Annotated in this window: 23 protein-coding genes; 11 read left to right on the forward strand and 12 right to left on the reverse strand. The window is 52.5% G+C overall.

The window, feature by feature from the left end:
* Positions 1-5 precede the first annotated feature (5 nt).
* From KOR42_RS03315 to KOR42_RS03330, 4 genes are all read left to right on the forward strand, one after another.
* Positions 6-491 (forward strand): 6-pyruvoyl trahydropterin synthase family protein, encoded by a 486-nt coding sequence (locus KOR42_RS03315; protein WP_146507188.1) that lies wholly within the window; start codon positions 6-8, stop codon positions 489-491.
* Between the two features lie 241 nt (positions 492-732).
* On the forward strand, positions 733-3,105 hold the full coding sequence (locus tag KOR42_RS03320; protein ID WP_146507189.1) for a DNA gyrase/topoisomerase IV subunit A: 2,373 nt from the start codon (positions 733-735) through the stop codon (positions 3,103-3,105).
* Positions 3,106-3,197: 92 nt separating this feature from the next.
* Entirely contained in the window at positions 3,198-3,602 is a 405-nt protein-coding gene (gene panD, locus KOR42_RS03325) for an aspartate 1-decarboxylase (RefSeq protein WP_146507190.1), read from the forward strand.
* 83 nt (positions 3,603-3,685) lie between these two features.
* A complete protein-coding gene (locus tag KOR42_RS03330) occupies positions 3,686-4,036 on the forward strand; it encodes a hypothetical protein (RefSeq protein ID WP_146507191.1) in 351 nt (116 codons plus the stop codon).
* 66 nt (positions 4,037-4,102) lie between these two features.
* On the opposite strand, the gene KOR42_RS03335 is transcribed toward KOR42_RS03330, so the two are convergent.
* From KOR42_RS03335 to KOR42_RS26425, 4 genes are all read right to left on the reverse strand, one after another.
* A complete protein-coding gene (locus KOR42_RS03335; RefSeq protein ID WP_146507192.1) occupies positions 4,103-4,474 on the reverse strand; it encodes an FG-GAP repeat domain-containing protein in 372 nt (123 codons plus the stop codon).
* Between the two features lie 45 nt (positions 4,475-4,519).
* Positions 4,520-5,413: an FG-GAP repeat domain-containing protein gene (locus KOR42_RS03340; RefSeq protein ID WP_146507193.1), complete on the reverse strand. Its 894-nt coding sequence runs from the start codon at positions 5,411-5,413 to the stop codon at positions 4,520-4,522.
* Positions 5,414-5,715: 302 nt separating this feature from the next.
* A complete protein-coding gene (locus KOR42_RS03345) occupies positions 5,716-6,213 on the reverse strand; it encodes a Fur family transcriptional regulator (protein WP_146507194.1) in 498 nt (165 codons plus the stop codon).
* A 31-nt stretch (positions 6,214-6,244) separates the two neighbouring features.
* Positions 6,245-6,520 (reverse strand): flagellar biosynthesis anti-sigma factor FlgM, encoded by a 276-nt coding sequence (locus KOR42_RS26425; protein ID WP_197440817.1) that lies wholly within the window; start codon positions 6,518-6,520, stop codon positions 6,245-6,247.
* 457 nt (positions 6,521-6,977) lie between these two features.
* Between KOR42_RS26425 and KOR42_RS03355 the strand changes: the two genes are divergently transcribed.
* Together KOR42_RS03355 and KOR42_RS03360 are read left to right on the forward strand one after the other, a co-directional pair.
* A complete protein-coding gene (locus tag KOR42_RS03355) occupies positions 6,978-7,358 on the forward strand; it encodes a diacylglycerol kinase (protein ID WP_146507196.1) in 381 nt (126 codons plus the stop codon).
* 381 nt (positions 7,359-7,739) lie between these two features.
* Entirely contained in the window at positions 7,740-8,249 is a 510-nt protein-coding gene (locus tag KOR42_RS03360; RefSeq protein WP_146507197.1) for a PsbP-related protein, read from the forward strand.
* Between the two features lie 230 nt (positions 8,250-8,479).
* On the opposite strand, the gene KOR42_RS03365 is transcribed toward KOR42_RS03360, so the two are convergent.
* On the reverse strand, positions 8,480-9,211 hold the full coding sequence (locus tag KOR42_RS03365; RefSeq protein ID WP_146507198.1) for a DUF1614 domain-containing protein: 732 nt from the start codon (positions 9,209-9,211) through the stop codon (positions 8,480-8,482).
* A 120-nt stretch (positions 9,212-9,331) separates the two neighbouring features.
* On the opposite strand from KOR42_RS03365, the gene KOR42_RS03370 reads away from it, so the two are divergent.
* Positions 9,332-10,264: a DnaJ C-terminal domain-containing protein gene (locus KOR42_RS03370; protein WP_146507199.1), complete on the forward strand. Its 933-nt coding sequence runs from the start codon at positions 9,332-9,334 to the stop codon at positions 10,262-10,264.
* 27 nt (positions 10,265-10,291) lie between these two features.
* On the opposite strand, the gene KOR42_RS03375 is transcribed toward KOR42_RS03370, so the two are convergent.
* Positions 10,292-11,545, reverse strand: coding sequence for a MauE/DoxX family redox-associated membrane protein (locus KOR42_RS03375; protein ID WP_146507200.1), 1,254 nt, complete (start codon positions 11,543-11,545; stop codon positions 10,292-10,294).
* 144 nt (positions 11,546-11,689) lie between these two features.
* Here KOR42_RS03375 and KOR42_RS03380 point away from each other — a divergent pair, with 144 nt between their 5' ends.
* Both KOR42_RS03380 and KOR42_RS03385 read left to right on the forward strand, forming a co-directional pair.
* A complete protein-coding gene (locus tag KOR42_RS03380; RefSeq protein WP_146507201.1) occupies positions 11,690-12,997 on the forward strand; it encodes a hypothetical protein in 1,308 nt (435 codons plus the stop codon).
* Between the two features lie 62 nt (positions 12,998-13,059).
* The gene (locus KOR42_RS03385) at positions 13,060-14,043 is read left to right on the forward strand and encodes a sensor histidine kinase (protein ID WP_146507202.1); all 984 of its coding nucleotides are present in this window, start codon (positions 13,060-13,062) and stop codon (positions 14,041-14,043) included.
* On the opposite strand, the gene mutY is transcribed toward KOR42_RS03385, so the two are convergent.
* A complete protein-coding gene (gene mutY, locus KOR42_RS03390; RefSeq protein ID WP_146507203.1) occupies positions 14,038-15,186 on the reverse strand; it encodes an A/G-specific adenine glycosylase in 1,149 nt (382 codons plus the stop codon). The two genes, KOR42_RS03385 and mutY, sit on opposite strands and share 6 nt — an antisense overlap.
* A 256-nt stretch (positions 15,187-15,442) precedes the next feature.
* Between mutY and KOR42_RS03395 the strand changes: the two genes are divergently transcribed.
* Positions 15,443-16,693: a TlpA family protein disulfide reductase gene (locus KOR42_RS03395; RefSeq protein WP_146507204.1), complete on the forward strand. Its 1,251-nt coding sequence runs from the start codon at positions 15,443-15,445 to the stop codon at positions 16,691-16,693.
* Positions 16,694-16,732: 39 nt separating this feature from the next.
* Here the strand turns inward: KOR42_RS03395 and KOR42_RS03400 are convergent, their stop codons facing one another.
* The 3 genes from KOR42_RS03400 to KOR42_RS03410 form a co-directional block, all read right to left on the reverse strand.
* A complete protein-coding gene (locus KOR42_RS03400) occupies positions 16,733-17,686 on the reverse strand; it encodes a sugar phosphate isomerase/epimerase family protein (protein ID WP_146507205.1) in 954 nt (317 codons plus the stop codon).
* A 235-nt stretch (positions 17,687-17,921) separates the two neighbouring features.
* Positions 17,922-18,530 carry a 30S ribosomal protein S4 gene (rpsD, locus tag KOR42_RS03405; protein WP_146507206.1) on the reverse strand — a complete coding sequence of 203 codons (609 nt, stop codon included), beginning with the start codon at positions 18,528-18,530 and terminating at the stop codon, positions 17,922-17,924.
* 212 nt (positions 18,531-18,742) lie between these two features.
* Complete coding sequence (locus tag KOR42_RS03410) at positions 18,743-19,735, reverse strand: C-terminal binding protein (protein ID WP_146507207.1); 993 nt, start codon at positions 19,733-19,735, stop codon at positions 18,743-18,745.
* 371 nt (positions 19,736-20,106) lie between these two features.
* Here KOR42_RS03410 and KOR42_RS03415 point away from each other — a divergent pair, with 371 nt between their 5' ends.
* The gene (locus tag KOR42_RS03415; RefSeq protein WP_146507208.1) at positions 20,107-21,033 is read left to right on the forward strand and encodes a hypothetical protein; all 927 of its coding nucleotides are present in this window, start codon (positions 20,107-20,109) and stop codon (positions 21,031-21,033) included.
* Between the two features lie 50 nt (positions 21,034-21,083).
* On the opposite strand, the gene KOR42_RS03420 is transcribed toward KOR42_RS03415, so the two are convergent.
* Both KOR42_RS03420 and KOR42_RS03425 read right to left on the reverse strand, forming a co-directional pair.
* On the reverse strand, positions 21,084-21,656 hold the full coding sequence (locus tag KOR42_RS03420) for an ester cyclase (RefSeq protein WP_146507209.1): 573 nt from the start codon (positions 21,654-21,656) through the stop codon (positions 21,084-21,086).
* 158 nt (positions 21,657-21,814) lie between these two features.
* The gene (locus tag KOR42_RS03425) at positions 21,815-23,320 is read right to left on the reverse strand and encodes an arylsulfatase (RefSeq protein ID WP_390620860.1); all 1,506 of its coding nucleotides are present in this window, start codon (positions 23,318-23,320) and stop codon (positions 21,815-21,817) included.
* Between the last annotated feature and the right edge of the window lie 378 nt (positions 23,321-23,698).

A 23,698-nucleotide genomic window follows, 5' to 3' on the forward strand; every position in this document is an offset into this window, starting at 1 on the left:
TCTCCATGTCACAGACACGCTCTTTTGCCGTCGATGTCACCAAGGATCATCTTGTCTTCTCAGCTGCGCACTTCATCACCATCGGTGACGATCTTTGCGAACGGCTGCATGGACACAATTGGCGTGTCGCGGCTCGCGTTGAGGGCGATCTCGATGGCAACGGATTCGTCTTCGATTTCATCGCACTTCGCGACGAACTCCAAAAATGGGTCGACCGACTCGATCACCGCATGCTTCTTCCGACTCAACACCGCCAGATTTCCGTTGAACCGGACGAAAAAGAAGTTCATGTCCGGTATCGGGACCGTCGCTGGGTCTTTCCGCTCGAAGAATGCGTTCTGCTTCCCATTGAACAGACGACTGCAGAACTCCTCGCCAGCTGGATTGCGGATCAGTTGATCGAGACTTTAGAGACGTCCCCGTTGACGAGTTTGTCGGTGAAAGTCGAGGAAAACTTCGGTCAATGGGCGACGTGTCGGGTCGAGTTTTAACAAGCTGATGCGGGAATTGAGAAGAGTTCGAAGGAACACCGACAACCGTTGATGCTGGACTCCGCATCCGTTATGAGTCCCTTTTGCGGGCACATTCGCGCCCAAAACGCTCATCTCGGGAATTGACGCGTTTCACTCGATTTCGTGCTTTCAAGAGCGAAATCGGTGGCGCATTCGTTCACTGAGCCGATTCATCCCAGTTCATTCACTTTCATTCAAAAAACGCTCTAAGGAGACAAGTGTGGTCGCACGGAATGGTTCCAACTCCGACGCAGACGGATCAGAAAACGGCGATCAGTTGCAGTTCGTCTCCATCAGTGGTGAAACGCGCCGCCGGTATTTGAACTATGCGATGTCGGTCATCATGTCTCGTGCGCTGCCGGACGTCCGCGACGGGCTCAAGCCGGTGCAACGGCGAATCATGTACACCATGTACCACGACCTGCGATTGACCGCAGATGCGAAGTACCGGAAGTGCGCGAAAATCGTCGGGGATACAACGGGGAATTACCATCCTCACGGAGACGAAGCTGTTTATGACGCTCTCGTCCGTCTCGCTCAGGACTTCACCTATCGAGAACCGCTTGTCGATGGTCAGGGCAATTTCGGCAACGTGATGGGACTTCCGGCTGCGGCCCGTCGATACACCGAAGCGAAGCTGACAGCGATCGCAGAACGGCTGATGTCGGAACTGCGGTACGAGACCGTCGAAATGCGTCCGACGTATGACGCCACGCGAGATGAGCCGACGGTTCTGCCATCGCAGTATCCCAACCTCCTCGTCAACGGATCTCAGGGAATCGCAGTGGGGATGGCAACGAACATGCCCCCTCATAACCTTGGTGAAGTGATCAAAGCGGCGATCTATCTCGTCGATCATCCCGAAGCGACGGTCGCCAATGTTCGGAAATATATCAAAGGGCCGGACTTCCCATTGGGAGGGCGCATCGTCACAGACTCGGTCGAGCTGCGCAAGATTTATGAAGAGGGTCGCGGAGCAATCAAGGTTCGTGGTGAGTGGAAGTACGACACTGAAAAGAAAAAGGAAATCAAGAACCGGCTGGTGATCCATTCGATTCCTTATGGGGTCGAAACCGGCGGGCTCGTCAACTCTCTGGGTGACATTCGCGATTCGCGAAAGCTTCCGCAACTCGTTGATGTTGCTGACGAATCGGACGGAGAACAGGGACTGCGGATTGTGTTGCACATCAAATCAGGGACGGATCCTGAAACGGTGATGTCGTACATGTATAAGCACACCCGCCTCGAGGAAAACTTCTCGTACAACGCAACCTGTCTCGTCCCGGATGAGCACGGAGTTCTGGTTCCGCACAGGTGTTCGCTCGTCGAGTTGCTTCAACACTTTCTCGACTTCCGATTCATTACGGTTCGCCGGCGATTCGAATATCTCCTCGCTCAACTGGAACGTCGAATCCATATTCTCGAAGGCTTCGTCATCATCTTCGATGACCTGGAAGAAGCCCTTCGAATCATTCGCAAGAGTACCGGGAAACAAGATGCGTGTCAGAAACTTGTGAAAGCGTTTCCGCTGGACGAAGAGCAGGCAACAGCCATTCTGGAACTCCAGCTGTACCGGATCTCGTCGCTGGAAATTGACAAAATTCGCGAAGAGCTTGAGGAAAAACAGGCCGAAGCAGCCCGGATTCGAAAGATCCTCAAGTCTGACGCCCAACTCTGGAAAGAAGTTCAGGCGGAACTGAAGGAACTCGGAGACCAGTTCAAATCGAAACGAAGAACAGCCCTCGGTTCCTCAGACGAAATCACCGAGTTCGACCCGCAAGCATATATCGTTCGAGAGAACACCAATGTTGTCGTGACGAATGAAGGCTGGGTCCGACGACTGGGAAAGATCTCTTCGGTCGCCAAGCTGCGCGTCCGAGACGGGGACGAAATTCTGGGCGTCTATCCGGGATCGACACTGGAGAACGTGATCATGTTCTCCTCTGACGGAACCGCTTACACGATTCCGATGGACCAGATTCCTCCCTCAACCGGGTACGGCGAACCGCTCTCAAAACACTTCAAGTTGAGTGACGGAGCCGCCATCATCGCGGGACTGACAACCGATCCGCGATTCACTCCTGAGGATGTTGAATACGAAGACTACCCGCCTGAGCCGTATCTTTTCATCGCGACAGCCCATGGCCAGGTCATGCGAATGTCGCTCTCTCAGTTCCGGGCTCCGTCGACGAAGAACGGTCGGAAATACTGTCGACTCGCCGCTGGCGACCGAGTTGTCCACGTTGAGGTGATGAACGAAGAAGACACGGTCTTTCTCATTTCGAAAGAAGCGAGACTCATCCACTTTGCCGTCGCGGATGTTCCCATTCTGAACAGTGCCGGTCGAGGAGTCCGCGGCCTGAAACTGACCGACGAGGAAGATCAGGTTCTCGCTGCAAAACGTCTCAGTCGCCCGAGTGACGTGTTAAAAATTGTCAACGAAAACGGCAAAGAGCTCAGCTTCGGACAAATGAAATACAACGTCACCGGACGTGGAGGAAAAGGAGTCAAAACGAGCCAGCGAACAGGCATTCAGGCTGTGATTCGCCCGGAAATTGAACTTGTCGACTGGACATCACTTGGCGAAGAATAGAATTGTGACGCTGTCTGAAACCCGACTGGAATCACTCCACGAAGAATTTATACACTCGTTATACAGATCACTTTACCCAAACTGAGACTCGAATGCTGCTTCACTTGTTGAAATCCAAACTCCACATGGCTGCGGTCACAGAAACGGAGTTGCACTATCATGGCAGCGTGACGATCGATCGCGAATTAATGGATGCTATCGGACTGCTTCCATATGAAAAAGTCCTGATCGCGAATTGCGAAAATGGCCAGCGGGCTGAGAGCTATGTGATCGAAGGCCCTCCCGGATCAAAAGTCGTCAAAATGAATGGCGCATTGGCACATACCTCGTCGATCGGTGACCGTGTCATCATCATTGCATTCGTTTCCGTCACAGAAGAAGAATCACGCAAACACGATCCGAGAGTCGCCATCTTGAATGAGCAGAACGAAATCATCGATCAGTTCATCGGTGAAATCTATCCGCAACAAGGTTCGCAGACACAACCACTCTCGTAGCGTATTTACTTTTTTCCGACTGAGCCTTGCAGGCCAACGACTTCGAAACAGATCATCTCAGAAACCGTTGGGGAGTTCTTCAGATGGCCTTCGAAAAGACGCGGCTCAGGATTGACGAAGACTCTGAAGATCGAAGGGAGTTCGAAACTGAACTCTCTGCCGCCGTTGCCTGTTTTGATGTCCGGCGTCTCACTCGGTGTGGCGGAGTCGCGGCCGATCCGTCACTCAAAGAGATTCAACATGTCTCGATCGAGAACCGAACACTCACTGCAATCGTAACGATCAACCTGACGGATGGAAGTCCGCGAGACTGCTCAGGATCGTGTTCTCAACCTCGCGTGACACGCAAGGAAAGTTTGTCAATCGAAATCGATCTGGATTCCGGACGAGCGGAATGGCAAACGATCGATGGAGTCGTGACAAGCCTGGACTGAAGTCCGTTTCTGTCACACTTCGCCGCGTCACACTTTGCACGAAAGACTCGTGCAAAGAGCACATGCTTAATCTCCGGTCGAATTTCCCGGAGCAGAATTGAGGTTTCTAAAGACGAACACCCCCAATTTCGAAGCCGTCAGGATGTCAACTCGCCCGTCGTCATTGATATCCTCTGCGAGGATTTGAACTCCGACGCCGGAATGTGAATCGACAAGATGAGGAATGAACCGAACGGCCCCGTCATCTCGTCGCTCTAATTCGAACCAGTAAACGACAGGGGGAGCGTTGGGCTCGATATCTCCGTCCGGCCCATGTGCCCACATTCGTTTTCCGGTTACGACATCGGTCAAACCATCGCCATTGATGTCGGCAAAATCCAAAGCATGAGGCTGAGTAAAAGCAACTCCAAACTCCTCTTCTCGGGAATGGTCCGACATGATCAGATGCTCGGGGAAGGACTTTTCCTCTCCGTCGTTTTCGTATCAGGCCAGGCCCCACTCATGGGCATTGATCGCAGAGACGACATCGGAATCGCCATCGCCATCCACGTCGAAAACGCCCATCTGTGCTCCGCCTCGATCGGTTGAAAAGAGCATCCGATGAAACGGCCAGGGCTGATCAAACTCTGTCGGTTGTTCGTACCAACCATCATTGATGACGTAATCAAGGCGACCGTCGTTGTTCAGATCCCCAACACCCTGACCATGATAAAACTGCGGCCAATCCTCGTTGTCCCCGATTGGAGAAAAGCCCCACGGTGCTCTCGGATCGCTCGAATCAGGCTTGAGAAATCCCCACTTCCCATCCCAATGAGTGACTAATTCGGGAGTGCCATCCTGATTCATATCGATGAGAACGGGAGATTCTCCCCGGACTCTTTCGAAGACGAAATGTCTTGGCCAGAGTCCGGACTCCTCACCCGGATTTTCATACCAATAGGCGGAGTGCTTGTGCACACGTCCAAGAACAAGAATGTCCGGCCGCCCGTCACCATTGAAGTCACTGACAAACGAAGACATGCTGTTGCTCGGACTTTCCTCCGGAGGCAACGGTACAGCTTCATAGAACTCGTTGGCTTTCGTGAACTCAGGCCCTTCGTACCAGAAAGGACCAGCCACGATATCGATGTGACCATCCCCGTTGATGTCGCCAGTGTCGACGCCATCGCAGTAGTAGCGGTCAGTCAGTTGCTGTTTGGAGAACTCTCCGCCAGACGCAGAGAAGGACACTCCCAGGAACAGGAGGCTCGTGAGAGAGCGAATCCAAAGAGAATGCTTGCTGTTGATTCGCGAAGGTTGTGTCGAACAATGCTCCGGGAAGCTTCTCACGATGTTCTCTCCAATAATGCTGGCGCTCTTAAGTCTCGGCGAGAGCATGTCACTCTTGCTTGTGCGTGCGCACAGACTGCCGGTTCCTCCGGTGAGACCACATGCGCATCGCGGCAATCAGGAGGCGAAGAGCCTCCGATCACAACTCGAGCGTTCAGCATACCTTGAGAGATGAAACGAGGCCAGCACCCCATCAGCCAACTTTGATCAATCAGCGCAGTGCCAACTGACTCAGAAAGCCGGGGTTGGGAGAGCCCCACATAGGTCCGATTTGTCTCGGCCGTCTTCGAATGCGCTCACACATTCACGATCAACGCACGGTCTTGGACCGTCTGACAGTGCTTAGACCGTCAGATCAGGTTGAGCTTGCTCGGCCGGTCTTGAGGTCGACGACAGCAGTTCTTGCAAAGCCCATGAGCTTCGAGACGATGGCTTTCGATTCGGAACCCAAATTCTCTCGCGACAGTTTCGAGAATTTCCTTGATTTGCTCGTTGTGGAATTCCGTCAACTCTCCGCACTTCTTGCAGATCAAGTGGTCGTGTTGCGGGTATCCGTAATCGTGCTCGTAAAGATCACGATCGTCCTGCCGGGCCACTTTGCGAATTAAACCAGCATCTTCAAGCTGTTTGATCGAGCGGTAAACGGTCGAGCGGCTGACTCGCTTGCCGTCGCTCCGTTGATCGAGTCGCTGAATCAGTTGATCGGCGTCAAAATGTTCGTGAGAAGCGAACACTTCTTCCACGATGATGGAGCGCTCGCGCGTCATGCGCAGTCGCTGCGTCGCCAGATATTCGCGGTATTTCTCCTTCGGGGAGATCGCTACCGAGACCGATTCCAGATCGGACACGATCGCTCCTTTCAATTCAAGCCAACAAGGCTCAATCCATCATGATGCGACCAAGCATTCGGTCGATCGCGAGATCAAGCTTCTCTGGGGTGTCATACGTTCCTGACTCGATTTCCGATTTAATTCGTGCCAATCGCTCGGCATGAGATTCTCCGGAACGCTCGACAGACTGCGAAGGAGAACTTTGAGAATCATGACCAGCCATAGAGTCCGATCGGTCGACTCGTTTTTGTTGACCGTCAGTCACTGACCGGTCGTTCCCAGATTCATTTTGGTCGGAAGTGGAACCTGTTTTTGAACGTCTCATGCCTTCATCATAGTCGAGGTGTGTCCCAATCATCAAGAACTTGCTGAAGCATTGTCCCATTGAATGCAGAACTGATGGGCAAGAAACGGTCTGAACTGGTGTGGATGCAAGTCGCATGGAATTTCTCCGAAACGACCGTCCTGGTGGAATTTCGCGTTTGAACGCGGCGTCATGCTTTTGATGTGATGTTCGCCTCATCCTCGAGGCTTCTCAGTACCGTTTTTATCGGTCGCAACCAGAAACACGATGAAGGCATTCGACGAATGTTCAGCTTTTTGAACTCTTTTCCACAAATTTTGCACGAATTACAGGACGAATCGCCTTCCCGACAGCCACTCACTGGGCGACCGGCCGATTTCAGCAGGTTGCAATTGACCTGATTTCGCGGATCGGATTAGATTTTCGCCGAGGCCACGTTCGTGGACCTTTTCCACAGATCCCTTCTCGAAAATCCGTCATGCAGATTTCAAGAGCGAATCGCCCCGCCTGGAGACAGCGTCTGGTCGACGCCGAAACCGGCTTTCGTATCGGCCTTCGAACCGACTCGACCCTTTTCATGTATCTGTTCGTCGGAATCGGCGTTCTTTTCTCTGGTTTCGTGTTCCGCTTGAGTGTCATCGAGTGGGCAATTCTGGTCCTCACATTCGGCCTGACGCTCTCTGTTGAACTGTTTCATCAGCTCTTGAAACTGATTGTCCACGAATTCCGGCATTATATCGGCCAGAACCTCAATCAGATCCTCAGACTCGGAACAGCTGCAGTCGTCGCCACAAATGTCTCGGCGATCATCGTGTTGCTCATCCTCTTCGGCAGCCGCATCGTCGAAGCAATTGGCTAACCGTTTTCCCCATTTCTTCGCACTCGCCGGGACTCGTTTCGCTCGAAGAATGCCGTCTTTCTCTCGTGAATCAGAACATTCTGTCCGGGAACCCGATCGGTTCTGAGTTGAGGATCTCCCAACTCTCGCCCGGCAAACAGCGCAAAGTCCCCCCGCGGGAACGTCATGTGCAGACGTCGAGATGGGGAATTTTCCGAGCATCCAGTATTCATGGATTGCGATTCGATTTCGCTTGTTCGCTGGAACAACGGATGGAATCGCGTTTAAAGTGTGTAAATCTGTTTCGGGCTGCGGGACCCCATCCTTCACCCAGAGAGACAGACTCAACCTCACCCTCGAAAATTCTCACCTGAAATCTCGACGACAACGAAGGACCCCGCGATGACTCGGATGATGACATGTCTGCTGACAGTTGTGTGTGCACAAATCAGCTTCGGACAAGACAGCCTCCAACCTCGAATGACCTTTCCAGTCAACGGTTATTCGATGACCCCACTCGAAGCCCCAGTCGGAGAAACCCCGTATCAATCACTGATCATGTTTCTATCCGCATCAGAAGGTTTCGCCCCGAACGTGAACGTGCAGATCCAACCCTATCCCGGCACAATGAAGGAATATTCAGACCTTTCGAAAGGACAGTTTGAGCAACTGAACTTCCAGGTGCTGAAAGAAGACGTCAAGGAAAACATGGCCCTTTGGGAGTACACCGGAACAACCCAGAACAAGACTCTGCACTGGTACACATCTGCTCACAAGCGAGATGGCAAGGTCTACCTCGTCACCGCAACTGCCCTCGAATCACAATGGGAACAGGCTGGCCCGAAGCTGAAAAAGTGCGTCGACAGCTTTCGACTTGATCAACCCAACGTGATTGGTGGACCCTCCAACTGAGACATTGCGGGATGCGAGTTCGGACACGAAGAACAAGCTTCTCGTGTCTTGCCGAACCGTCACGATTGAATCGAAAAGTCCGTGGTTGTTGATCTCAGTTGATCTCAACCGCGGACTTTTTCATTTCAGATCGCTGGCCCCATCGCTGAAGATGTTGCGACCGGCAACTTTCCTCGCAATCTCTTTGTCTTCGCGCGCGATGTTCGAAATCCTGTTCCCTCGAACAATCGTCAAGACAACAAGGCTGCGAGCATTCCCGAGAGCACGATTCCATCGAACGTTCCCGCTCCGCCAATCGACATGATCCCCACCGGAGTCTTGAGAACATCCCGCAGGTGCAACAGGTCAGCACCAATGACCGGCCCCGCGACTCCACCGATAAACGCGGCAGCTGTTCGTTCTTCCGGGGATGCTTCAGGCAGCAGAATCCACGCCGAAATCACGCAGAGGATCGGCGGAACCAGACCGGGCATCATGATTCCGATTCCTTCGACTGGACGGGCCGTCCGATAGCAGACTCCAATACTCAACCCCGCAACGATGAACGTTGCAAGAATCGCCGAGTTTCCGAATCCTGCCACCCGGACCGCCTGGTGAATCGCCAGAGCAACCGGAATCAAACATCCGCCAATATTGATGGCAATCTGTGTTCGCGAGAAGACTCGCTGATAGTCCCGCTCAAATGCCTGCCCGAGTGGACCGTACCTCACTTCGGGTTGCAGGTCGTCTCGTCGAAATTCATAGACCGGAACGTTAATAAACGACCCGAAAAAGACTCCGAGCACTGTCAACCCAGCGACTCCTGATGAGAGACCAAGCTTCGTCAAAATCGAACGCACGAGATCGAAAAGCAGCGACGGCAACAGGCACATCAACATCAGGATCAGAAAGAGGGGAAGACAGCCGATGAGGGTTGAAAGCGGGGATTGTGTTCGGCTTCGATATTCAAATTGAACTGGCATAGATCGTTCGGTTGTCTTTTTACTGCAAAGGGCGAACAATGACGTTTCGTTCGCCGAAAATTGTTCGCCTATCGAGTACTCATACTGACACAAAGAATTCAAGAAGATTGCTAACGAAAGATGGACTACTATCAAGTTTTAGGTGTTTCCCGATCGGCAACCAAGGACGAAATTCGCAAAGCCTTCAAAAAGATCGCCCGCGAGAATCATCCGGATGCCAAGCCGGACGACGATGCAGCAGCCAAGAGATTCAAAGATGCTGCCGAAGCGTACGATGTTCTCGGTGACGAAGAGAAACGAAAGAAATACGACCAGTTCGGCGAACACTGGAAGCACGCTCAAGGTGGAGCAGGACCGCAGCAGGGCAATCCCTTCCGAAGTGGCGGACCTGTCGATGTTGACTTGCGTGACATCTTCGGCGGAGGAGGAGCGGTCGACCTCGAGAGCCTGTTTGGAGGCATGTTTGGCGGAGGCGGAGCACGCTCGCGTCATTCTGCTCAGCCGATGAAAGGTCAGGACGTCACAACGTCAATTCAGGTCCCGTTTCAAACATCTGCCTCCGGGGGCGATTACGATCTGTCGATGCAACGTGGCGGAAAAGTGGAGCGACTGACGGTCAAAATTCCCGCCGGAATCGAGTCAGGAAAATCGATCCGCCTCGCCGGTCAGGGAGAACCCGGAAGAAATGGCGGTCCAAACGGGGATCTGCTGGTAACAGTCAATGTTGCTCCTCACCCCTATTTCCGCAGAGATGGAAATAACGTTTCGGTCGAGGTTCCGGTTTCCGTCTCCGAAGCAATTCTTGGTGCGAAAGTCGATGTCCCGACTCTCAGTGGGGAACAGGTCAGCGTAACACTCCCGGCCGGAACTTCTTCGGGAGCAAAACTCCGATTGCGAGGCAAGGGATTTCGCAATCCTCGAACGGGAACGACCGGGGATCAGTTTGTGATCATCAAGATCACTGTTCCGAAAGACATCGATGAGCAATCTCGGGAACTGATCGAACAGTTCGCGATGCTGAACCCGCAGTTCCCCCGCGACGACCAGTGGTAACAGCGGCTCCATCAATACGAGTGGCTATCAGTGCGTCGGACGCGGTCGAGTGTTGATCCAGAATCGACTGCAATACTCATCGAGTTCATGACGGTTCGATAAGCTGATCACTTCTCGAACTCCCGTCCACCGATCGGGTGTCAGTTCGATTTCAATTTGAAACGACTCCGTTGGAATTCGATCGAGGAAAGCTCTCGCGACGGCGAGTCGATACCGAAGTTGGGGATAAACCGGACAATAGCGTGTTTGGAACGACCATTTGTCGATCGAGAACTCCTCGGAATCGCTGAAGACCGGACCGGGAGTGAGGAAGTCCGAGAGACCTTCCGGAACCTCCTCTCCTTCGGCAGGAACAACTTCGATGCGCACTTTCTCTGGGCGGGAACAATAGACCGCCCAGGCAGGCCAGTGGTCATAGAGGCCCCAGTTTTCAAGGATCGGCAGTCCGACCAGCAGCCCGGTCATTGCAAAAGCAACTCGGTTGCGCCACGGATTGATCGTCTCAATCTGATCAACGATTGAAGAAGAAGCAGCACCTGAAGCGAAGAGCAATCGATTCTGCAGAATGAAATACAGGTTCCACCCCAGGACTCCGTATTCGTGATTCAGCCCCAGCGGTCCGAGCATCCAAATCAGAAGACCGTGCATCACGTACGACGCCCAGCGGCCCAGACTTCTCGTCTGCCGAAACGCGAGCAAGCCGCCAATTATCAATTCTCCGACGGGAAGCGACAACGCCATCCATCGACGCGACTCCGTTGACCAATAGTTGGTTTCAACTCCTAAGTTGTTCAAGCCAGCATTCAATAAAAGTTGACCGTGTGCGTCCAGAAAAGTCAGGTCCAGTTTTGAGACAGCAGAGTAGATATAAACGCTACAGATGAACCATCGATTGCATTTCAGTCCTCGCGAATCAGGAGCCAGCCACAGCAAAAGGCCGGAAGCAATGAACTGGAAAGTCCACGGCTGCAATCGGTGTTGATCGAGCAGCACAAGTCCCAGCGAAGCTGCATACAGAACTCCAGGAAAGACATCACGCCCGCGAATTGTGACGTTCGCAATAACTCCGAACGCTCCGATCACCACTCCGGCAAAGAGCACGTAATCGATCCAGAAGGGAACACCTGTCAGCAGCCCGAACCATGGGATTTGGGGATATCCGGGGCTCACCCAGAGTGGCCACGTCAACGCACACTGAAGTAGAAAGAAGACCGCGATGAGCCGTTGAAGTCGCGAGACAAGGGGCTTGTTCGGGGTCTCCGTGCGGGACAATTCGTTCATCTGAGTGTATTTCGCTGACACGTCACCTCTCAACTCACCTGATAGAATCTGAGAGATGGCTTTTCGTTGATCATTTGGGAAAAGGGATGCCACCTGCAGTTGGCGACACTATAATGAAAGTCGACGCCGTGTTTGGAGATTTTCATGCTCAGAAGCATCCAGTACTTCCTGATTGTCTGCTCGATCGTTGCACTCTGCGCGGAAACAGGCCTATCTGGCCCGCCGGGAAAACGCGGTCGCAGCTACCCACTCGTCTACGGCGCAACCGGTCGACCTTACGGACCAACTCAGAGCCACTATCAATATGAACGGCGATATGGTCGCCCATGGCACGGCGGCGGTTCGGGACGCGTCTATTCAGCGAGCGGTCGAGCAGTCTCCTATCCCGGTTACTCGTTCTATGTCGGCAACCCGTATTATGCCCCCGCTTATTACGGATGGGGTGCTCCCGGATTTGGAGTCTCATGGGGCGGATACAACGGTTTCTTTTATCCGCAATTTGCTCCCTGGGGTTATCTGTCTTATCAGGCATATCCCGACGCGATGCCTCCCAGCGTCGCGGAATTCGGACAATCAGGAACGATCGTCGACGATGCTGTCGCGAACGCCAACGCCAATCCCAATGTGAACGCTCCACTCTTTCAGCCGATCCCTCAATTGGATCCGATCGACCAGGTTCTCAACGCCAACAACTTGAACGACGACGAGCCGAAACGGCATGTCGCTGCGAAACCTTTCACCGCAATCGAACTTGAGCGAAGCCGTCGATTTGAAGCTCGCGGCGATCAGAAATTTGCACTCACAAACTATCTGGGAGCATCTGAGAATTATGAAAACGCGATGCGTGAAGCCCCCGGACTGGCATCACCTCGCTACCGAAACGCAATCACCTTGGCCGCTCGAAGTCGCTTTGACGAAGCAGTCGAAGAATTAAAAGCCGCGGTCTCGATCGACTCAACTTGGTTATTCTCTCCGGTCACGCTCGACGAAATGTTCGGCCCCCGCAATGAAGGGGAAAAACAGAGGGTCAAAACTCGCGTGGCAGAGTGGGCCAGTCGCGATGTGCGTGATCCGAACCGTTTGTTCCTGCTCGGCAGTTTGCTCTACCTCGATGGCGATTCCCGTTCAAAGAATCTCATCGAATCGGCAATCCGTTTCAGCGGAAGCCAGGAACACCTTGTGGCCTTCTTGCTCCCTCAACTTGACCAGGTGGAACAGCTTCCGAATCCAACTCCGACAGCAGTCGTGGCAGATCAGGATGCGATTCCGCAGAATGATCCCGAATCAGCTCCTCTTACGGAACCAGACTCCGAGGCGTTGAGTTTCCCCACAGAAGAGAACTCCAGTATCATTCCGCCACTTCCAGGCGATGTTGATCCTGTTGAAACTTCTTCTCCCGAACCAACATTAGGAGATTCCAAAGACGGTCCCCTACTTCTCCCTGCTCCATAAGCTGTTTTGGGCCAGCAAGTCTGAGGGGATGATTTTTCCCCCAGACCCGACTGATCATTTCTATGGCCACGTACTTCCGTAGACGCAGCAAGATCCATCTTCCCATCACGCTGAGTGTCAGCTTGATGGTGCTGAATGTCACTCTCATGATCTGCTGGATCATCGTGCTGGCGCAACGTTCGCTCTGGGGAGCACTGACGATCGGAGTCGTCGCGTTCACGTTGATTCTCGCCGGACTCTCCGCCTGGCTCGTGCTGACGCTGAAAGAAATTGGCCTCAACAATCGACAGGCCAACTTCGTCGATAGCGTCACCCACGAACTCAAATCGCCGATTGCATCTCTTCAGCTCTATCTGGAAACATTGCGAATGCGCAATCTCTCCGAAGAGAAGCGGGACGAATTCCACGGCGTGATGGCCAACGAGTTACGACGACTCGACAGCTTGATCAGTCAACTTCTGGAGGTCGGAAGACTCGACGCACTCGGAGACAATGACGAGCCGGCAGACATCGAAATCGCCCCGCTTCTGCATCAGTATGCAGAGACAGCGTGTCTGAACTGGAACGTCAAACTTGAGGACGTCTTCACCTTCGAAGTCGAACCGGTCCGCGTCAAAGCTAAAAAGATCGTGCTCGATCTCGTCTTTGCCAACCTCGTGGACAATGCAGTCAAGTACGCCGGAACTCCTCCGGAAGTCGTCATTCGAGTCAAACCGCACGGTCGAAGCCGTGTGATGATCCAACTCGCAAACAACGGAACCGGCATCTCACCAGACGATCGAAAAGATGTCTTCCAGATTTTCTATCGAGGAGGCAGCGAACTCGAACGTCGCCGAAAAGGGACTGGGCTCGGGCTGTATATTGTGAACACGCTGGTGAAGAAATCTCACGGAAGAATTCAAATCAAAGATCGATTGAACGGAAATCCGGGCTGCATGTTTGAGATTGAAATTCCGAACCGCACGTTCCCCGTTCCAACTGGAGCGATGTCGCTCGGAGGCTCCCGCAAAGATCTGATCCAGACTGAGCCGCCCGCAGCATCATGATTGCTTCCCGGAAAGAATGTTCTCGAATTGACGTCCCGTGCGCGGCATCGGAAGCTCCTCCAATTCCCGAAGTGTCTTCCACGCGATCTCGCCCCCGCTCGAACGGGTGGAGTCGGCCGTCTCCATTTCATGAGTGAAATCACAGCGCAGGCACAACAATCGAATTCGATAGCGCGTGACGGAATGTCGAATCTCAGTCACGAGTTCCAGATTTTCAACTTCGACCTGAAGCGTGCGAACAAGTTCATCCCGAACCGTGGCACTCAGCTTCTTCAAACCCTGCCGAGTCATTCGCGTTCGCGAACTAATGTCGGCAATTCCAAATCGAGGAAAGTCCCACATCCCAGCCCATCGTTTATCAGACTGCCGTTGCCGAACCAGGTATGTCTCCCCCGACCGAATCGCAACCGAGGCCTCGACAAGCTGCGTCACCTTCGGTCGTTCGCGTTTCCACGGAATCGAATTCTGACTCGAATCCGCAAACGCGCGGCAATGCGAACTGACCGGACATTGATCGCAAAGCGGCGAGGCCGGAGTGCAAACTTGAGATCCGAGTTCCATCAGTGCCTGATTCAACTCACCGGCGTTGCGCTGCGGCTGCAATCGTTCGGCGAAACTCCACAACAATCGTTCACCGGTTCGATCGCGAGGATCTCCGTCATAGCCCAGTAGACGGCAATACAGCCGAAGCGTGTTCGCTTCAACGATCGGTGCAGGCAGATCGAAAGCGAAAGAACGAATTGCGCCCGCAGTGTAACGGCCAATTCCCGGCAACGACTGGAGATCATCGAGCCCTTTGGGAAACTCCCCGTGAAACCGCTCACAGATTTCAACGGCTGCCTGTCTGAGATTTCGTCCGCGACTGTAATACCCCAGTCCTTCCCAAGCTTGCAGCACTTCTTCCTCACTCGCGGCCGCTAACGCTTCAACCTGAGGAAATCGAGCCAGGAACCGCTCGAAGTAGGGAACGACCGCTTTCACTGTCGTTTGCTGAAGCATGATTTCACTGACCCAAATCTGATACGGATCTCGCGTCTCTCGCCATGGAAGACTTCGCCCATGCTTGCGAAACCACGCTTTCAGCCTTCGCCGAAGAACGGTGACTTGTTGATCTTCGGGAAGGAATTGTTGGATGTCTTCCATGAACTCAGTGTGTCTGAATAACTCTCGGAAATGATCGTCGCAGCTTAAAGCAGATGAAGACACCACCATACCAAGTGATTCAACTCTGACGAGAGAACAGGCTCAGCCAAAGCAATCGGCGGGGGATGAACAAAGCCTCGATCCTCGATGAACAGTTTCGCTCGAGGTGCTCAATGGCTCACATCGGTTGCAGCCACATTGCCATTCGTGGCATCATGACTTGAAACCATCGCTCAACCTGCGGAGTCGTTCAGTCATGCCAGTCCGTTCGCGAAGTCAACGATTCCCCGTGCGTTCGATCATGCACCTCAGCATGATTGCCGCATTCGTGCTCATCTTCTCGCCGAAACAATCCCAGGCCGAAACCTATTTTATTGAGCCGATCTCAACCGAACTCCATCATCGTTTGCTTTCATCGAATGCCTCATTGTACGCAGTCGTGAACTGTAGCGACTCGCTCGAAGGGGGACAGGTCGACCTCGCGGAATTGGGGCTGCTCGGGTTGCTGAAGTCTCTCCGAGAGTTCCGCGAACAAGGGCACACTTCGATTCACATGTTTATCCGATTCGAGTCTTTCGAAAACAATAAGGACTCCGAGAAGTTCCTCGAACAGGCGCTGAAGAACATTTGTCGCAACGCCGGTTTCGAGGAATTTAAGACATCGATGACATGGACCTCTGTCTCATGGGAAGACCGATTCGGACCTGCCTCCGAGTTCGTCGAACCGGATGACAACAACGAAAATGGCGTCGGAGATTTTCATTCGAGAGCTTTTCCGTTACGCACGCGACTGTCGCGGTATCTTCTCGGAGACTTCGATTGCTTTGTGGAAATCCGACAGCCCATTGATACGACAATCAAAGAACTCTCTACATCGCTCCGAGATTCAATCAGAGCAAATATAGATGCTCTCAGTCTTCCGGAACGAAGGCGACTCAAATTTGACATTCGCAGCACCGAATTCGCGCGGGACAACGCTGACCATCTCTTTGGTCAAATCGCAGGAGTCTCTCCGGCCGAAATATTTGCGAAAGAGCTTGGCTTCAAAGAGATGATTTTCCGGCACTCTCCCGGACGAGGGGCTCCGGAGAAGTTATTGGGGAACCGACTGCCACCGGTTGAACTGACCTCGAACGATGGAGAGGCACAAACATTCGACGACCTTCGAGACGGAAAACCCGCATTGCTCACCGTCTGGTCAAATGCCGACCAGGAATGCCGAAAACTCGGCAAAGCGCTTCACAAACTCAATGGTGAGCGCCACGCCATTGCCGCTGCGATCTCATTGCCGGACGAGAAGGTCGCAAAGATTGCAGCCCAGACGAATTGGAAGTTCCCGGTCGTCTCAATCTCGAAGGAGAGTGCGCAGAAGGAATTAAACGTCTGGCACAACCCGACAACGTTCTTCATCAATTCGGAAGGAATCGTCGTCGGGTATTTCGTCAACTTCGAACCGGGGGACGAGCAATGGATTCAGGAGCAGATCACTGACCTGTTGAATCAATAGCCGGAACCGGGTTTTGCGTGGCGAAAGATCACCGACGGCTCAAGAGAACGATTTTCTCAACATGTCCAGACTCTTGGGAATCGCGGACTCGTGCCCTTCCTGCCCTTCGAACTCCAATGAGATATAGCCGTGATAATCGACTGACCGAAGGATCTCAGCGACGCGGTCGTAATCGATATCAATTGTGTACCACGTTCCGCCGCCGTAGTACGTTTTAGCTTGAACGAAGACCGCATACGGAGCGAGGATTTCGTACTGCTCGTATTGCCGCTCGAGGAAGTTGCCCGTATCGAGAGTCGCTCTTAACCAGGGCGATTGGATGGCGTCGATAATTCGGACAACCCCTTCCGCAGTACGTCCCAGCCCCCAGTGATTCTCCAGCCCGAGAACAACTCCACACTCCTCAGCTTTCTTCAGACATTGCTCGAGGCTGTCAATAACCCACTGAAACCCTTCATCTTCGGTGTAGCCATCGAGAATCGGTTCGATCCCCTTGTTCGCCATGAGATCGTCAAAACTTCCAATGGTTCCCCAGCGACCGGTATTCACTCGAATCGTCGGAATTCCCATGGCATAAGCCAATTCGATCTGATGCTTGGTCTTCTCTACATTCGCTTTGCGTTTTTCAGGATCGGGCGAGACGAACGATTGATGCGTTGAGAATCCACAAAGGTCGAGCCCATTCCGGAACGCTCGTTGTTTGATCTCCTGCAGCGCGGAATTCGATTCATCCGTCATCTGCACATGGAGGACTTCCACACCATCGAAACCCGCCTCAGCAGCCAGATCAATACAATCAACGATGGAGAGTTTTGTATCCGGGCGATAGCGCCAGTAAGAGTATGTCGACGTTGCAATTCGCGGCGTGCGACTGGGCTGCTTTTTCTGTTCGGCTGCTTGAGCAGGATCGAAACTGGCCCCTCCGACGACAGCCAGTGTTCCGGCGGCAGATGACGTGATGAGATTTCGACGCGTCAGTTTTCGTTCGCTCATAACAACTCCGGGTTGAAAGGATGTCGACTTAGATTAGCAACACCAAGCTATCAGCGGAAAGTCAGCGAACCGGATGTGTTTGATCCATTGAAAGTTGCCGATTTGATTCGCTTCAAAAATTCTCACCATCCATGAAAAAAACAGGTGGTTGGAAAGTTCCAACCACCTGTTGAATGATTCGTTTGCGAAATCCAAAGCTCCGAACTGAGCGTCGAAGAACCTTTGGACGTTTCGACTATCGTGAAAGGAAAGCCACGACCTGTCCCACGTTCACGGGAAGGCTCACTTCATCAAATGTTGGAAGTGAAGTGACGATTGCTTTCAACTCGCTGCGATCGAAGTTGATCCAGCCGCATTCTGGCTCGCCGGCAGCTTCGCTCAACTCTTTGTAGAGTTGCGACAGGTTCGGACGATTCTTGACCGTCACAACATCGCCAGCACGCACGATGAATGAGGGACGATCGACTCGGCGACCATTCACAAGGAAGTGCCCATGCACGATTCCCTGTCGGGCCTGCGGACGAGTCAATGTGAACCCTGCACGTCGAACGACATTATCCAAACGTCGTTCGCAGAGGATCATCAGGTTTTCCCCGGTGTTCCCCTTGGTGTGACGAGCTTTGTCGAAATAACGACGCAAGTGCTTCTCACGGAACCCGTAATAGAACTTGATCTTTTGCTTTTCGACCAGAGCCAACCCATAGTTGCTCGTCTTTCGTCGACGCTGAGCCATCCCTGGAGGATATTCTTTTCGCTCAGACGCACGAACAGCTCCAGCGCTTTCAAAGACTTGAAAACCTAAGCGGCGATTGATTCGGGCTTTTGGGCCGGTGTATCGTCCCATGGACTTTAGTTCCTGACTTGCCTCAACTTACGTCAAAATACGACAGACATTTCCCCTGAGAATTTGGGAAACGAGAATCATGTCAGTTGAAACCCTGACCGTCAAGTCTCTTCGCATTCCCCAAACTGATTTTGCCAGAAACTCTCTTCCATCGCTCTTCACAAAAGAAAACCGGCCGTCGCTGGCAGTAAACATACGAACAGTTCTTCGTTTCAATTCACGACGTTTCGGGGTTTCTCGCCGGTCAGCACTCGATAGCAATTCTGACTTCCCTTAATTCGCATGTCGTCCAGCCCCTCTTCGGAATAAAACGCAGCATGGGGATTGATGATGATCCGGTCGAATGCGGGGTGCGAAGGGTCTCGCCAGGCTTGCATGAGCGGATCGTTTTCCTCAGGAGGCTCGATCTCCAGAACATCCAGAGCAGCTGCTCGAAGATGGTCAGCCTCGATGGCTCTCAAGACAGCATGGGCATCGACAACGCCTCCCCGAGCAGTATTAACGAGAATCGATCCTCGCTTCATTTGGGCAATGGTCTCATCATTCAGGATGTGCTGAGTTTCTTCGGTTCGCGGACAGTGGGCACTGACCACATCGGAGATGGCGAGAAGATCGGCAAGATCTTCAATCCGCTCAATTCCCAGAGACTTGTCTCGTCCATCCGGTGCATAGGGATCGTAGTAGACGACGCGCATTCCGAGTGCCTTCGCACGCAGAGCGGTCGCTGTTCCGATTCTCCCAGCTCCGATCATCCCGAACACTCGCCCGCGCAGGCGATGCGTCGGCCTCACCTGCTCATAGACCCAAGGGCCTTCTCCTCGCTGCAATCGGCTGTTCATGAAATGCACACCGCGAGCGAGCGTCAGCATCATCCCGATCGCAGAATCTGCAACTTCTTCTGTTCCGTAATCAGGAACATTGGCAACATCAATTCCGCGTGAACGTGCGAATGCTCGATCGACGTTATCAAAGCCCACGCCACAGCGGACGATCAGTTTACAGTTCTCCAAACGCAAAATCGTTTTCTCGGACAGCGAGATGAAGTGGTAGAGCATGATCGCGTCAGCGTCTTCGATCTTCCCAACCAGATTATCTTCAGAAAACGCATTGAGCGCGACAGTGTCGGCGACCTCGCCGAGGATCTTTTCCTCGTGCGTGAGCGGAGGGTGGATGAAATCCGTGACGACGACTTTCGACCTGCTCATATTCAATACCTTACTGAAAACAATGGAATGTGCCGGGAGTGTACCGGCCGCGCAGCTTCCAAGAAACTCAAGCGTGTTTTGTCCGAACTGCCGTTCTCCTCCTGAGTGCACAATCCCGCACTCAGAGAACGCTCAGGATTCTCTGACTCCAATTGATAAGGAGTTGAGATCGTGTAGAGTAATGAACGAGTCACTCACTTGTGAGCCATGCACCTGATTGGGGAATTGGTTGTAGTAGAAAGTCCTGCATCCACAGAGCAAGATTTTTGCCCGTTGGATTGATCGAGTACATAACAACTGGCAACCGGCGCTCAAGGTGATTTGATCCACGGTCTGAAATCGATTCCTGAATATTTAACACCGGATGAGACATGATTCGTTCTCTCTCCTCGACGACTGTCATTCTGATTTTCCTTTTCGCCTGTCGGTCGGTCGATGCAACGAAAGTCGCCATTCGCTGTGCGGTGTGGTACGGGAACGAGATGAAGACCTACGGGATCGGTGGCTATCCTGTTTGCTTCAACAACGTGGACATGGGTTATGGCTCTCAGGAAATGCTCTTTTTCAAGACACGCGTCTTGTTTCCCGAGTTCTATATCGATTGGGAAGAAGGTCAGATGGACCCGAACCCTGAGACGAATCCGCTCGTACAATTGATTCGCCGGGAAGAAGTCAAAGGCTACCACTTCTATGGGGTTAAGATCTCGCGAGAGACGATCGCTGGGAAACCGCCCGGCCCCATTGAGAAAGATCAGCGAATATTATTTCCGAGTGATGTCCATGCATTGCGCCAAGTCTTAAAGCGTGCATGGGATCGTAAAATCCTCAAGCGTTTTGATTACAAACTGATTCAGATGGTCTACGAGCCTGATGAATTCGTCGACGATCCGAAAGCCCAGCGGATCGTTAAAATGATGGATGGCGTTTGCCTCGAGGTTCATCACTACAATATTTACTGGCCAATCACTGGATCGCCGTCGGGCCGCACCGAACCCAAAGATGTCGTTCGAGGCGCGAAGTGGACACTCCGCCAGCGGAACACTCAAGGAAAACGCCTGGAGTATGTTTTCTACTATGGCCCGTTCAAAGGGAAAGATTGCAAAGACAGCGACGGAAACGCATTTCGAGAATGGCTGATTCAATACTGGGATGCTGGCCTCCCCAAACGTCACCCTCACATGATTTACGACCTCAATGCATTTAAACATGCCTGCGGAAGCACAATTCCCGGGGGACCGGAAACGAATGACGATTCGATCCTTGGGTACTGTCGCTGGTTAGTCGAACAGGTGAAATAAACGCTATTCTAAACCGATCGGATTCGCAGCATATAGGACGTCGCACATCTTTATAGCTTGTCGTCGTCGACGTATCGCTTGATCAATCCGTTCGAGGGAACGGAATCTGGATCGAGCATTTTATGCGCAGCTTCAGCTCCAACGACCGGGAGTTGAGATGGATCGAGCAGCCCCACTTGAACCAGCGCCGAAGCCTGATCCCAATAGATGTGCTCTTCTTTCATCTTTCCATTCTCGAAGGAGATGATCACGACGAGGACAAGCTCAAGGCGTCGATTCGTCGGCGGGACACCCGGCAACAGCCAGTCGATTTGCCGAGAATGAGTACACCGAAAAACGAATTCGTCGACAAATCTGTCTTGGCCGACTGTTCTTGAAATCAGTTCGGTTTCGACATCCGGCGGATTGCGAGGAATGAAATAGTTTGCGTAAAAGTATTCGAGATGCTCTCGTCCCTTTCCGCCTGCCAGCGTCGGCACATGATTCACATATGGTTCGTCGACCATCGTTCCGCATGAAGCGATCGAATCTTTGTCTTCAAACTCCGCTTTGACATGATCTTCCCACAGTTGAACCATGTCTCGCTGTTCTTCGGTCAATTGACTTTGATCAAGTTCAAACATGCTTGCCACCTCTGGTATACGAATTCGCTGGTCTCCAATTGGAGCAGACAACAAGTGATGCGAGTGAAGCAAACGTTTGGGCCAGCCCATAAAAAACGAGACGCCGTTTCCGACGTCCCGTTTCAATTTATCAAAATTTCTGCCGGAGTGTTGAACCTTTAGTGATTCACACCTTCCTGCAATTTGTCCATCACGTCCTCAAGGTTGAAGCTGGCTGGCTTTTGTCGAGGTGGAAACTCTTTGAATGTTTCCAGGAACGTTCCAACATATTGCTGAGCCGGAACCAACAGGAACGCGTGGTCGAGCACCCAGTCATAATAAGTATTCGATGTGATGTCCGCTTGTTCATACGGGTCGGCATGCAGATCAAACATCTTCGGAAGTCGCAACGTTGTAAACGGCTCCGCCCAAATCTTGAGCGTTCCCTGTGCGCGCTGTTCCAGGAACACGAGCTTCCAGTTCTCGAACCGCAAACCGACGATCTGTCCATCGTCGTTGAAGTAGAAGAACGAGTTTCGTGGAGACTCTTCTTCTTCCCCGGTCAGGTAAGGCAGAATATTAAATCCATCGAGATGGACTTTGAACGACTTCCCACTCGCTTCATGTCCGTTGAGAAGCTTTTCTTTAATATCATCTTCACCTGCAGCAGCGAGAAGAGTCGGCAACCAGTCGAGACCACTCACGATCTCGTTCGAGATGCTGCCAGCCTCGATCTTTCCTGGCCAGCGAATCATCGCCGGAACGCGGAAGGCGCCTTCCCAGTTTGAGTTTTTCTCATTTCGGAACGGGCTGACAGCGGCATCCGGCCAAGTGTTTTTGTGAGGACCGTTGTCTGTTGTGTAGATGACGATTGTATTCTCGGTGATTCCAAGATCGTCGAGTTTGTCGAGAAGCTTTCCAACGTCGCCATCGTGCTCAAGCATTCCGTCTGCATACTCAGTTCGGGCAGTCAAACCGGGTTCGTCGCGGAGTTCTTCACGGACATGTGTTCGGAAGTGCATTCGTGTTGAATTGAACCAGCAGAAGAATGGCTTCTTCGCTTGGACCTGACGTTCCATAAAGTCAACGGCAGCGTCGGAGGTTTCGTCATCGACAGTCTCCATACGCTTTTTGGTGAGCGGACCGGTATCTTCAATCTTTCCATCAGCGCTTGACTTGATCACTCCACGAGGACCGTATCGCTTGCGGAACTCGGGGTCACTCGGGTAGTTCCGGTTTTCTGGCTCTTCCTCAGCATTGAGGTGATACAGATTGCCGAGGAACTCATCGAACCCGTGATTGGTGGGAAGAAATTCATCTTTGTCGCCGAGATGATTTTTCCCGAACTGGCCGGTAGCGTACCCGTGCGGCTTCAGCAGTTCAGCGATGGTTGGATCTTCTTTTTGAAGACCAAGATCCGCTCCCGGAAGACCGACTTTGGAAAGTCCCGTGCGATAGGTACACTGCCCGGTGATAAAGGTCGATCGACCGGCAGTACAACTTTGCTCTGCATAATAATCAGTAAAGAGCATTCCTTCCTTGGCGATACGATCGATGTTTGGAGTCCGATACCCCACCAAACCCATTGTGTAAGCGGAGATGTTGGACTGGCCGATGTCATCTCCAAAGATGACTAAAATGTTGGGTTTGTCCTGTGCTTGAGCGAACAAACCGCAGCTCAGCATAAGGAACAGCGTCAACGCGGATCGCGTGAACAGTCTCATAGAAATGCCTCTCTTGAAGATGACAGAAATGAAAGCCGCCTTGAATCAATCCGTGACAGTAAAGACTGACCATGAGCGACAGATGTGACTCGGATTATGTGAAGTTAGACAGGAGAAAAAAACCAACAACTCTCGTTGTCAAACTTTTTTCCGTCCTCCCTGCTTGAAAAACGGCAGAACATCTTTCGCAATCGGGCAGACATTCGGAATCGTTCATATCTTCGTTTCTAGAACGAATTCGTCGAAACTACAACAATCAGCACGATTCTTCTTTGGGAGTTCACAAATCAGACAGCAATCACATGAGCGGCTCTCTGGCGACTCCGAATCACATCTCAA

It is taken from the genome of Thalassoglobus neptunius (genome assembly GCF_007859735.1).
GTDB lineage: Bacteria > Planctomycetota > Planctomycetia > Planctomycetales > Planctomycetaceae > Thalassoglobus > Thalassoglobus neptunius.